Consider the following 11,028-nt stretch of genomic DNA (forward strand, 5'->3'; position numbering starts at 1 on the left):
TCATCGACCGCCCACCGGGAGGCGCACGCTGTCGCTCCCGAGCCCTGCGTCGTGTCACTCCGCAGGAACGAACTCGGGCGATCGAACCGGTACACAGCGACAAGAAACACTATCAGTCGTCGAGCCATTTCGCCGCCCGAATGTCGTAGCTTCCGCACTCGGGACAGGAGTGATACTGCACGGGGAGTGACTGCCCACAAGAGACACAGCGGTAGGGATCCCGGTCGCTCTCCTCACCGTGCGCAAACCACGTCGACCGGTCAAGGACACCCATATGTGACCACGGCAGTACGAACGGCTGGAACTCCCAAAAAAGGGGGCGACCGTTCACGGCGGTCCCGTCCATCGATTTCCCGTACGCGCGCCCGAACGGGAACGCCGCGTGTACCGACGACTCGACTGCGGCCATCGCCCCCTCAGAACTGGAGGTGCGATGTCGACTGCGGGCCGTCGTCGTCATCGTCGTCGGCTGGTCCCGTCCGGAGGTACGTCGCCTCGTCGTCGGCGAGGTAGACCTGCCCGTCTTCGACGTCGATATCGACCGACAGCAGCGTCGTATCGGCGGCTTCGCCGTTGTCACAGAACCCTGAACAGGCGTCGAACACCGACCCGTGCTTGGGACAGACGATACCGCCGTCCCGGGTCACGGCCCCGATTCCCTCCCGGTGGAGGCGCTGGTCCTCGTGCGTACAGCGGTTCACCCACGCCTCGACCGGTGGGGCGTCCGACTCCCCGCACGGGACCAGTACGACCTCCGTCTCCTCGCCGTGTGCGTCCCGCACTGTGAACAACCACGACCCCTCCTGTTCGACCGTGTCGACGCTCGTCAACCGGTATCGTGGCGCCATACCCCCGATAGCGTCGGGAGCGTCTTATGTCTACGTCCGGCGTTCGTTCGCCGCCGCCCTCCTCGATTTGAACACTGTGAGACGTCCCCGCTACGCTGCGCGCGACTCACAAGCTCAAATCGTGTCGAAAGAGATTTCTCACTGCTCACGTTGTTCGCAGGAAAAGTCCGCCCTCCCCGATTTGAACGGGGGGCAAGTCGATCTACAGTCGACTGCTCTACCAGTCTGAGCTAAGGGCGGTCGCAACTATCCGTAGCCCGGCAAGCAGACTTAAGGGTTATTATTCGCACCGCCGCGCGCCGGTCGCGCCGTTCTCACGACCGATACCAGACGAAAAACCATTATATATCTCTGTCAGTGAGAGACAACTGATGCAGCAGGCACTCCTCTCGTGTGCGTACTGTGGCGAGAAACTCGCACGCGGCGGCCGGTCGGTGACGTGTGACGGCTGTGAGACGGGCTTTCACATCGCGTGTGCCGAGCGCGCAGACGAACTGGCGGTGGAGACGAACTCGCGGCTCCTCCGGTCTGACGTCCACGAGATAACGTGTCCCGACTGCGGCGAGTCGTGGACGCTATCGTTCGATCCGTTCGAGTAGGTCCGACAGACGCCCGTCAGACGCTCGGGAAGATTGAAATACCCGGAAGACATCGTGTACGACGAATCGGATGAGTAAGATCACGTTCCGCGCAGACGACGACCTAATCGCCAGACTGGAGGAGTTCGACGCCTCCAAGAGCGAGGTCATGCGAGACGCGCTGCGCGAGTATCTCGACGAGCACGCCGCTGCGTCCCCGTCGACACCGCCGACGGACGACGCCGCGTCCGACAGCCTCGACGAACTCGTCACCGAACGTGTCGACGCCATCATCGCCGACCGCCTCGACGGGGCGTTTACGCCCGCTCAGCCCCAAGATATCAACGTCAACATCACGTTAGACGGCGACGGAACGGCCACAGCGGACACCGACGAGACGGCGTCACACGAACCGTCGTCGGCTCCGTCACACGGCGACGCCGACCGTAAGACACCGGAGCGCACCGCCGACGACGACGCCGACGAGGTGTCTAACACGTGTTCACAGTGTGGCGAGACCCTGTCGCAGTCCCACGTTTACTGCCCGAACTGCGGCGAGAAAGCGTCTCACCGGGTGTTCTGTGAGTGTGGCGACGAGATACGCTCGGACTGGGGCTTCTGCCCGAGCTGTGGCCGCCGGACGCCCGCCGCCGACGTACTCGACCAGAGCTAATCGGGCGTATACGGCGCACAGGGGACGTTTACGTCCCGAAACCCGGACGTGTCATACGTTGACCCTAACTTTTATTATGCCGTGGTCTGTGGTACACCTTGCGTAAGACGGATCGTCTTACACAGCGAGGTCGGTTCCGATGAGGCCGTCGCCGTCGCGCGGTTTCGCTGTGTACAACGGCCGGCGTACGTGCGCTCGGCACCGTCTTACCCAAAGGGGAACGATCAAAAAATGGAGCGTGTGACACTACGGATTCCGAAACAGCAGATAGAAGAGGTCGAACGAATGGTCGAAACGGGGGAGTACCCCAATCGCAGCGAGGCGATTCGATCAGCAGTTCGTGATATGATCAGCGAGGAGGGCACAGACCAGGAGCGCCCCTCCGAGAAGCGCAAGCGCCGCACCTGGGCCAAGGTGTAGATCCATGCAAGATATAGTCAAAGAAGCACTCGAGCACGAGGAGGCGGAGCAGCGGGAGATCGACGACGCGGACGGCGACGGCTTCGGCGACCCCCGGATCGTCATCGTCGGCTGTGGCGGCGCTGGCAACAACACGGTCAACCGCCTGTACAACATCGGCGTCGACGGCGCGGACACCATCGCGCTGAACACCGACAAACAGCACCTCAAGATGATCGAGGCCGACACGAAGATTCTGGTCGGCAAGTCTCTCACCAACGGCCTCGGCGCCGGTGGCGACCCCTCGATGGGCGAGCGAGCCACCGAGATGGCACAGGGGACGATCAAGGAAGTGCTGGGCGACGCCGATCTGGTGTTCGTCACCGCCGGGATGGGCGGCGGGACGGGCACGGGCGCGGCACCCGTCGTCTCGAAGATAGCGAAAGAACAGGGCGCTATCGTCGTCGGGATGGTCTCGACGCCGTTCAACGTCGAGCGAGCCCGCACCGTCAAAGCCGAGGAGGGCCTCGAGGAACTGCGCAACGAGGCCGACTCCATCATCGTACTCGACAACAACCGGCTGCTCGACTACGTCCCGAACCTGCCCATCGGCAAGGCCTTCTCGGTGATGGACCAGATCATCGCCGAGACGGTCAAGGGCATCTCGGAGACGATCACCCAGCCCTCGCTGATCAACCTCGACTACGCCGACATGACCGCGATTATGAACAAGGGCGGCGTCGCGGTGATGTTGGTCGGCGAAACACAGGACAAGAACAAGTCCGACGAGGTGGTCAAAGACGCGATGAACCACCCGCTTTTGGACGTCGACTACCGCGGTGCTTCGGGCGGCTTGGTCCACATCACCGGCGGCCCCGACCTCACGCTGAAGGAGGCCGAGGGCATCGCCGAGAAGATCACCGACCGTCTGGAGGCCGACGCCAACGTCATCTGGGGCGCCCGCATCCAGGAAGAGTACAAGGGCAAGGTCCGCGTTATGGCCATCATGACCGGCGTCCAGAGCGCTCAGGTGCTGGGTCCGACGACCCAGAAGCAGGCCGACAAGTCCCGTCAGGCGATCAAAGACCCCGACGAGGTCGACTTCGACGCGAGCCAGAACGTCGAGACCGACGTCGGCGGCGGGTCCCACTCGAGCGCGAACGCGACCGAGTTCGGCGAGACCGACGGCGGCCGCAGCGAACTCGAGAAGAACAACGGGCTGGACGTCATCCGGACGGACTGAGGCTGGTACTCCGCGGCCCGTAATCGCCTTCTTTCACACTCCCGAAAGCGTAAGCCGCTCGCATCGCTACCGTCGGGTATGGTGAGCGAATCGCTCACACGGTCGTCGTGGTCGATGCCCGAACTGACACGGGATCGACTGGACATCGCCGTCACCGCGCTGTCGGCGCTGATGGTTCTCGGTGTCGCCCTCGACGCTCGCGCCCACGCCGTCGGGAACATCTCCTTCGCCGAGGAGGGATTTTTCACGCCCGAACACGTCTTTTTCTACACGGCGTTTCTCGGCATCGCGGCGACGCTCGGCCTCGCAACCGTCGGCCGTCGGCGCGCCGGCGCGAATTGGGTCGACGCGGTCCCGACCGGGTACGGCGTCGGCGTCCTCGGCGTCGTGCTCTTTGGTTTCGGCGGCGTCGGCGACTTTCTCTGGCACAGCACCTTCGGCTTCGAGCAGGGCGTCGAGGCGCTGACGAGTCCGACCCACCTACTGTTGGCGACCGGCGGCGTCCTGTTTCTGTCCTCGCCGCTGCGTTCGGCCTGGCGTCGTGCGGAGCCACCGACCGGCCTCGCGCTCCTGCCGGCGCTGCTGTCGGCGGGGCTCGCGTTCGCCATCGTCGGCCTGTTCTCGGCTATCGTCAACCCGCTCACCAACCGACGGCGTTCGGGGGAAGCTTCGGGAGCCGCGAACTCGGCGTCGCCACGTTCGTCGTCTTCCCGTCGCTGCTGGTCGGAGCTGGGCTCCTGTTGGCCCGGCGGTTCGACCTCCCGCCGGGCGCGCTGACGCTCGTGTTCCTGTTTCCGGGTGCGATCACGTTCGCCACGACACCGGTCGCCGGACCGCTGGTCGTCTCGGTCCTCGCTGCCGGTCTCGTCGCCGACCTGCTGGTCCAGACGCTCCCGCTCTCGGGACCCGGAATCCGTCTGTTCGGGGTGGCCGTCCCGCTTTCGTTCGGCGCGGCGTACTTCGGCGTCGCGGTGGTCGCCCTCGGGTGGCTGATCACTTGGACGGTTCACGTCTGGACTGGTGCGGTCGTGTTGAGTGCCCTCGCCGGCCTCCTGCTGACCTACGTCGCGGTGCCGGACACGGCCCCCGAGGTGAGCGTATGAAGCGGCCTCTCGGACTCCTCTGTAGCTGTCTCTTGGCGACCGGTACCGCACTCGCCCACAACACTGGGTCGCCCCATCAGGAGGAGCAGGCGCTCCCGCTCCTGCCGCCGACGGTGTTCCTCGCGGGCGTGTTGGTCCTCGGGACGGCTATCCTGCTGGACGCCCGGGAGATGCTCCCGCGACGGCAGGCGAACCTCGGTGTGGCCGTCGGCGCGGTGGGCGTCCTCGCGGGCATCGCCCTGCTCTTTCTCTGACTCAGACTGCTTCGACGGCCTCGACCAGCGCGCACTTCCGGCAGATGTCCCGTGCTGTCGTCGCGCCACAGCGGTCACACTCCCCGAGGTCGGCGTCGTCGCCGTAGGCTTCGGCCGCGAGGGCGGCCAGTCTCTCGTAGCCGGCCATGATCGAGTGGCGGGTCCCGGGGTGGTCGTCCTCCAGTCCGAGCAGCAACTCCTGGACCTCGCCGCGGAAGGCCTCCTCGGCGTGGGGGCACTCGGTGATGTGGGCCGGGAGGTCGGCCAGATGCGCGTAGAGGGCCACCTCCTTCTCGGGGACGTCCCGGAGGGGCTTGGCCCGCGGGACGTGGTGGTCCTGCTCGGAGCGTTCGTCCATCGGGCCGAGGCTGGCGTCGAAGTGGCGGGCCATCTGCTCGATATCGCCCTCGAAGACGTTCATCAGCGCCGTCTCGGCCTCGTCGTCGAGGTTGTGGCCCGTCAGCATCAGGTCCGCCTCAAGCGCCTCGGCGTAGGTCTCCAGTAAGTCCCGGCGGAACACCCCGCAGTAGGCGCAGGCGGCCATGTTCTCGGGGTCGTCCTCGACGACGTCGTCCATCTCGATACCGAACTCCTCGGCGTAGCTGACGGTCTCGTGGCGGATGTCCAACTCGGCGGTCAACTCTTCGGAGGCGTCGAGACTGGCGTCGCGATACCCCTCGATGCCCTCGTGGATGGAGAGGGCGACCAGTTCGATTCGGGGGTCCTGTTCGAACGTGTCGTGGAGAATCTTCGTGAGGACGACGCTGTCTTTCCCCCCCGAGAGGCCGATGACCCACGTCACCGGGTCCTCGGGCGTGGCGTCGTCGGGGATCAGGCCGTCCTCGCGGACACGCTGACGGACGCGCTTCTCGACGGCCCGACGGAGGTGTTCCTCACAGAGGTGCAGGCCGGAGTAGGCGGCGTGCATCACCGCGTCGGCGCCGCACTTGTCGCAGTTCATTACCCGAGGCTTGTCGCCCACGGGCCTGAGGGTTTCGTTGCTAGTCGAGCGCGTCGGGTCCCTCTCGACACACCGAAAGCAGGGTGTCGAGGTGGGCCTCCCGCGAGCGCGAGGAGAACAGTTCGTGCCCGCCGTCGTAGAGACCAGCCGTTCGCTCGATACGGTGTCGCCGATGGCCCGCAGCGAGACGACCCGGTCCGACAGCGAACAGAAGACGACGCGTCCTCGTCCGCCTCGGGGACTGACTCGTGGGCCGCACGGGTCGCCCGGAGGAACCGCGGCGACACCCGGGACGGCGTCTCCTCGACCTGTCGCTCGGTCGCGTGCGCGCCGAGGGCCGTCGCGTTGATACCGCTGGGGAGCAGTTTCGCGTCGAGCGGGATTTTCGCCACGAGGTCGATATGCGGGCCGCGGGTCGCCGGCGGGTACCCCCACCACGGGCTGAGGTAGGTCCGCGTCCGCGCGTCGATATCGGTGTGGGCGGCCGTCAGTCCGCCGGCGCTGTGACCCAACAGTGCGGGCGAATCGAGGTCCGCCGCGTAGCGCTCGACCGGCCGGACCCACTCGGCCTGTACGTCGGTGACGTGGACCGGGAGCGTCGCCGTGTGGACGCGAAACTCCTCGCTGAGGTGGTCGATCAGCCACCGGACTGGCTCGTGGTGGGTGCGGTTTCCCCATCCGAGGACGAACAACAGCGACGGGTCCTCGTCGTCGCCGAAACGGTCGAACTCCATAGGGCGGCGTTCGACCGGGTGGCTCAAAAACGCGGTGGCGCTACCGCCACCTGCGGTCACACCCCCTGCCACTCGACCCACTCGCCGTGCTGTTCGAAGGCCGCCAGTAGGTCCGTCTCGACCCCGGCGTCGGTCTTGCGGGTCCAGTTCAGGCGGATGCGTCGTGATCGCCGAACTCCGCCTCGCCGGCCAGCCAGTGCAGCGGTCGCTCACGGGCGTACTCGCGGATCGTGCTCCCCAGTCGCTCCCGCACGTCGTCGGGAACTTGGTAGAGAACGAGCGTGTCGAAGACGCAGATGGGCACGTCGTCCGGGATCGACTCCAGGACCGCCGGTAGATCCGCGAGCAGGTCCCCCGCGACTATCTCCGGTGGGTCCTCGCGGCCGAGGTCGATGGCGCTCGCTAGCGCACGGTGGCGTTCGCGCTGGTCGGGCCAGACGAGCGCCCGCAGCCACGCCGCGTCCTCGGGGTCGGTCAGGTCCAGCGGGTTCAGATCGATCCCGGTCCGGGAGTGGATCGCCGGCGGGTCGGTCGACAGCGGCGGGTCGCCGCCCCGGAGGTCCGTCTCGATGGTCACCGCCGAACCGATATCGCCCGCCGGCGAACCGCTGTAATCGTATTCGTAGCGGTCGACCAGCAGGTTGAGACCGGCGCTGGGGCCGAGTTCGACCAGCGCGAGCGGCCCTTCGACCCGGTCGGCCACGTGTGTGATGGCGGGGTAGAGTACGGCGCTCCGGCGGACCGAGTTCGTCTGGGTCCGGCGGGTCCGGAGGCGCGGTCGGAGCGATCCGGCGTGGCTCACACAGAACGACCGAAGGGCGTCCCCCAGGCCGTCGTCGGGCGGCCGGGGATCGTCCGCGACGGTCGGATAGTACTCTCCGAGCGGATGGTCCGAGTGATCGAACAGCGTTCGGTGGACGGCAGCGAGGAAGACGTTCGCAGTCGAGCGGTCGTCGGGGACCTCGCGGGCGAGCGCGCGGAGGGCGGGATCGGCGGCAGCGGCCCGGCAGAGCCGCTCGTACAGCGGGGACGGGCCGTCGGCCCACCGTGCCAGTTCCTCGAAGGCGGCGGCGACGCTCGGGTCGTCGTCCATACCTCCGGAGTTTCGGCCCCGAGTAGTAAGGATACCGCAACCGTGTGCCGGCGTGCCGCACGGGGTCGCGGTCGGCGGTGGCCGAACCGAGAGACAGTTGACGCTGGGCCCCCTGACGGAGAGTAATGAGCGAGTTCGACCGCGGGGCGGCCCTCGACCGCGTCGAGGAGATCGTCGCCACCGTCGAGGACGACCGTATGCCAGTGCCCGTCCGCGAGGTGTGGGTCTACGGCGACGTGGCGCTGGGGCTCGATCCCGTCGAGCGACTGGACATCTACCTCACCAAGGACATCCTCTTCCGGGACGATCCCGACCGGGAGGCCGAGTTCCGGGAGTCACTGGGTGTCGAGGGCGTGGGCAAGACGGTTCGGGCCGAGTGGGCCGACGAGTATCCGGAGTACGTCCGGGCCAACGACAGCGGCCACGCCGCCCCCGAGCGGTGTCTGGCCGCTCACCTCCTCGAGGACGAACCGATCCACCTGGAGGTGTGTAACGCCTCCTTCGAGGACAACGTCACCCAGCGACTGAAGGGCGCTCGGGCGCGGGAGAACTACGAGCAGATACTGGACCCCCGCGGGGTCTGTTTGTGGGTGAGCGACGGCGACCAGACCGAACGCAGCGACGAGGCTTTCGAAAAACTTCGTAACGGTGAGCTGGTGTTGCCGACGCTCTCGGAGTCGCTGTCGATGCTCGGGATGGACGAGAACGAGGCCGAGACGGCCGCCGACGCCCTCCGGGCCTACCGGGAGCGACAGGACGGTGCGTCGGTCCGCGGTGACGTAGTGTGATCAGGGGACCCGCCCGACGGTGACGTAGAAGGGGACCGTCTCTGTCCGGCGGTAGTCGCCGTCCTGCATCTGCTCGACGACGGCCCGGCCCATCGCCTTCCAGTCGTTTCGGAGGGCATCGAACTCGGCTTCGCTCGTCTCACCGGCGAGGATAGTCGCCTTCGAGCGGTCGAGACCGTCCCCGCTGACCTTCTCTCCGGCGTCGTTCAGTTCGGCCTCGGAGTAGGGCGGTTCGACGGTTCGCTCGTGGTCGTAGCGGCGGGTCCGAACGTCGGTCAGACCAGCATCCTCGAACAGCGCGGCGGCGTCGGCTCCCAGCGTCACGTCCGTCTCGACGCCGTCGAGAAACAGCCGTCGTGCGCGGCGGGCCAGCGCCGGTTCGCTCTCGACGGTCGAGTCGACGGTGACAGCGGCGTTGTTCGGTTCGACCGCCGCCACGAGGTCCGAAGACACTCGCCGGAACGCCGCGACGGCCGCGGCGGGGTCGGGGAGGTTGATCAACAGCGCCTGACACACCGCGAGGTCGACGACCCCGTCCTCAAGCGTCGCGACGATACGGTCGCGCAGGCCCGGTTCCATATTGTTGCCGTCGACGAGGTCCCGGTCGGCGTCACACCCGAGCACGGTTCCGGGCACTGCCTCCCGCAGGACGCGCGTCAACTCGCCAGTGCCACAGCCCACGTCGAGGACTCGCTGGCGGCTCCTGAGGTCGAGGTCCGCGAGTGCGTCCCGGCTGTCGGCCCACATCCCGCGGCGGGTGTGTTCGAGGTAGCTCGCGCTGAACTGTCGCATCCGGGGTTATCTGGCCCGTAGCTCACGGGCACGCTCGACGTTCCAAGCGAAGCCGCGGCCGTCCTCGGTCGGGGTTTCGAGGACGAACGGCACGTCCGCGAGGGCGTCGTGGGAGACGACCGCTTCGATGCCCTCCTCGCCGATGTGGCCCTCGCCGAGGTGGGCGTGCTCGTCCTTGTTCGTCCCGCACTCGTGTTTGGAGTCGTTGAGGTGGACACAGGAGAGGGTCTCCAGCCCGACGATATCGTCGAACTCCTCGAACGTCTCCGCGACGCCCTCGGCCGTCGAGAGGTCATATCCCGCCGCGAAGGCGTGGGCGGTGTCGAGACACACCTCAAGGTCCTGCTCGGAGCGCTCTAAGACGCCCGCGAGGTGCTCGAAGTCGCCGCCGAGTTTCGTCCCGCTGCCGGCGTCGGACTCGATCAGGACGGTCACGCCCTCGGGGATGTCGAGTTCGTCCAGCGCGCTGGCGGCGTTGTCCAGTCCGCCCTCGACGCCCGCGCCGGTGTGGGCACCGAGGTGGACGTTGACGTACTCGATGTCGAGTTTCGCGGCGGCGTCGACCTCTTTTTGCATCGAGTCGATAGACTTCGCGCGGAGGTCGTCTTTGGGCGTACAGAGGTTGACCAGATACGAGGAGTGGATGACCCACGGGCCGACCCCCTCTTGTTCAGAGAGTGAGCGGAACTGCTCGGCCTCGTCGTCGTCGATGTTCGGGTCCTGCCAGACCTGCGGGGAGTGGCTGAATATCTGGCCGCAGTTGCCGTCGTACTCCAGTTGCTCGTCGACGGCGTTGTAGACGCCGCCGGCGATAGAGGTGTGGGCTCCGATGTGCATACCTGATCCCAGTAGCGGCCGGCCAATAGGGGCTTCGAAGCCGGCGGTACTGTTTTCTCCGTGGTGGTCTATCGCGGTTGTATGCGCGTCGTCCACGAGACGGAGTCGGAGAGTCGGGTGCTGGCGTCGGAGGCCGAGATAGCCAAAGGGTTCGTTCAGACCTCCAAGGGGCTGATGTTCAGGTCGTCGATTCCCGAGGAGTACGCGCTGGTGTTCGAGTTCGAGCCCTCGGCGCTGGCGCGGCGACTCCCCGTCGGCGGCGACGACGCGGTCAAGTGGCGGTTCATCCATATGCTGTTCGTCAGGATGTCGCTCGACGTCCTCTGGTTGCAGGGCGAGACGGTCGTGAAGACGGCGACGCTCAGGCCGTGGGTCGGGATGGGCGGGGCCAAAGCCGACCGCATCGTTGAACTCCCGGCCGGTGCGGCCGACGGCGTCGAGACGGGCGACACCGTTCGCCTCGAGGAGTAGGTATTTTTTGCGGATTGAGGTAGTGTTCAGATACGCACCGAACAAAGAGCTTGTTTCTGCAGTCCAACCAGCCGAATCCTGGGGGCCTGCGAAAATCGAAGATTTTCGGGCGGCCGGAAGACGGCGTCTTCCGGCAAACTGAAAGGGCGAAGCCAGTTCCGGGAACCCCGGCGACGAAAGCACTACAGGGCTCGAAGAGCCCGAAGCGCGTGGTCCGAGAGAGCCGTAGCTCTCTCGTCATCTCGAAATCTTCG

16 protein-coding genes and 1 tRNA gene are annotated in these 11,028 nt (G+C 66.4%); 9 read left to right on the forward strand and 8 right to left on the reverse strand.

Annotated elements, in window-relative coordinates:
* Window positions 1–112 precede the first annotated feature (112 nt).
* The 3 genes from GJ629_RS10715 to GJ629_RS10725 form a co-directional block, all read right to left on the reverse strand.
* Complete coding sequence (locus GJ629_RS10715) at window positions 113–409, reverse strand: hypothetical protein (RefSeq protein WP_157513023.1); 297 nt, start codon at window positions 407–409, stop codon at window positions 113–115.
* A gap of 7 nt (window positions 410–416) precedes the next feature.
* Window positions 417–848, reverse strand: coding sequence for a Rieske 2Fe-2S domain-containing protein (locus GJ629_RS10720; RefSeq protein WP_157513025.1), 432 nt, complete (start codon window positions 846–848; stop codon window positions 417–419).
* Between the two features lie 166 nt (window positions 849–1,014).
* Window positions 1,015–1,088, reverse strand: a tRNA-Tyr gene (locus GJ629_RS10725).
* A gap of 131 nt (window positions 1,089–1,219) precedes the next feature.
* Between GJ629_RS10725 and GJ629_RS10730 the strand changes: the two genes are divergently transcribed.
* The 7 genes from GJ629_RS10730 to GJ629_RS10760 all read left to right on the forward strand — a co-directional run bounded on the left by GJ629_RS10730 (window position 1,220) and on the right by GJ629_RS10760 (window position 5,098).
* A complete protein-coding gene (locus tag GJ629_RS10730; protein ID WP_157513027.1) occupies window positions 1,220–1,447 on the forward strand; it encodes a hypothetical protein in 228 nt (75 codons plus the stop codon).
* A gap of 70 nt (window positions 1,448–1,517) precedes the next feature.
* Complete coding sequence (locus tag GJ629_RS10735) at window positions 1,518–2,099, forward strand: zinc ribbon domain-containing protein (protein WP_157513028.1); 582 nt, start codon at window positions 1,518–1,520, stop codon at window positions 2,097–2,099.
* A 231-nt stretch (window positions 2,100–2,330) separates the two neighbouring features.
* A complete protein-coding gene (locus GJ629_RS10740; protein ID WP_157513029.1) occupies window positions 2,331–2,519 on the forward strand; it encodes a ribbon-helix-helix domain-containing protein in 189 nt (62 codons plus the stop codon).
* Window positions 2,520–2,523: 4 nt separating this feature from the next.
* A complete protein-coding gene (gene ftsZ, locus GJ629_RS10745) occupies window positions 2,524–3,741 on the forward strand; it encodes a cell division protein FtsZ (protein WP_157513031.1) in 1,218 nt (405 codons plus the stop codon).
* Between the two features lie 78 nt (window positions 3,742–3,819).
* Complete coding sequence (locus GJ629_RS10750) at window positions 3,820–4,518, forward strand: hypothetical protein (protein ID WP_157513033.1); 699 nt, start codon at window positions 3,820–3,822, stop codon at window positions 4,516–4,518.
* On the forward strand, window positions 4,482–4,844 hold the full coding sequence (locus GJ629_RS10755) for a hypothetical protein (RefSeq protein ID WP_157513035.1): 363 nt from the start codon (window positions 4,482–4,484) through the stop codon (window positions 4,842–4,844). The genes GJ629_RS10750 and GJ629_RS10755 overlap by 37 nt, the downstream gene beginning before the upstream one ends.
* Complete coding sequence (locus tag GJ629_RS10760) at window positions 4,841–5,098, forward strand: hypothetical protein (RefSeq protein ID WP_157513036.1); 258 nt, start codon at window positions 4,841–4,843, stop codon at window positions 5,096–5,098. The genes GJ629_RS10755 and GJ629_RS10760 overlap by 4 nt, the downstream gene beginning before the upstream one ends.
* A gap of 1 nt (window position 5,099) precedes the next feature.
* On the opposite strand, the gene GJ629_RS10765 is transcribed toward GJ629_RS10760, so the two are convergent.
* The 3 genes from GJ629_RS10765 to GJ629_RS10775 all read right to left on the reverse strand — a co-directional run bounded on the left by GJ629_RS10765 (window position 5,100) and on the right by GJ629_RS10775 (window position 7,886).
* Window positions 5,100–6,059, reverse strand: a complete 960-nt coding sequence (locus GJ629_RS10765; protein ID WP_157513038.1) for a TIGR00269 family protein — start codon at window positions 6,057–6,059, stop codon at window positions 5,100–5,102.
* On the reverse strand, window positions 6,059–6,793 hold the full coding sequence (locus tag GJ629_RS10770) for an alpha/beta fold hydrolase (RefSeq protein ID WP_231754588.1): 735 nt from the start codon (window positions 6,791–6,793) through the stop codon (window positions 6,059–6,061). Before GJ629_RS10770 ends, GJ629_RS10765 begins: the two co-directional genes overlap by 1 nt.
* A gap of 148 nt (window positions 6,794–6,941) precedes the next feature.
* On the reverse strand, window positions 6,942–7,886 hold the full coding sequence (locus tag GJ629_RS10775) for a DUF2332 domain-containing protein (RefSeq protein WP_231754589.1): 945 nt from the start codon (window positions 7,884–7,886) through the stop codon (window positions 6,942–6,944).
* Window positions 7,887–8,011: 125 nt separating this feature from the next.
* Here GJ629_RS10775 and GJ629_RS10780 point away from each other — a divergent pair, with 125 nt between their 5' ends.
* Complete coding sequence (locus GJ629_RS10780; protein ID WP_157513039.1) at window positions 8,012–8,674, forward strand: hypothetical protein; 663 nt, start codon at window positions 8,012–8,014, stop codon at window positions 8,672–8,674.
* Here the strand turns inward: GJ629_RS10780 and GJ629_RS10785 are convergent, their stop codons facing one another.
* Window positions 8,675–9,466: a class I SAM-dependent methyltransferase gene (locus tag GJ629_RS10785; RefSeq protein ID WP_157513040.1), complete on the reverse strand. Its 792-nt coding sequence runs from the start codon at window positions 9,464–9,466 to the stop codon at window positions 8,675–8,677.
* A 6-nt stretch (window positions 9,467–9,472) separates the two neighbouring features.
* A complete protein-coding gene (locus tag GJ629_RS10790) occupies window positions 9,473–10,303 on the reverse strand; it encodes a deoxyribonuclease IV (RefSeq protein WP_157513042.1) in 831 nt (276 codons plus the stop codon).
* 81 nt (window positions 10,304–10,384) lie between these two features.
* Here GJ629_RS10790 and GJ629_RS10795 point away from each other — a divergent pair, with 81 nt between their 5' ends.
* Complete coding sequence (locus GJ629_RS10795; RefSeq protein WP_157513044.1) at window positions 10,385–10,774, forward strand: DUF192 domain-containing protein; 390 nt, start codon at window positions 10,385–10,387, stop codon at window positions 10,772–10,774.
* Window positions 10,775–11,028 lie beyond the last annotated feature (254 nt).

The organism is Halapricum sp. CBA1109, from assembly GCF_009741825.1.
Classification (GTDB): domain Archaea; phylum Halobacteriota; class Halobacteria; order Halobacteriales; family Haloarculaceae; genus Halapricum.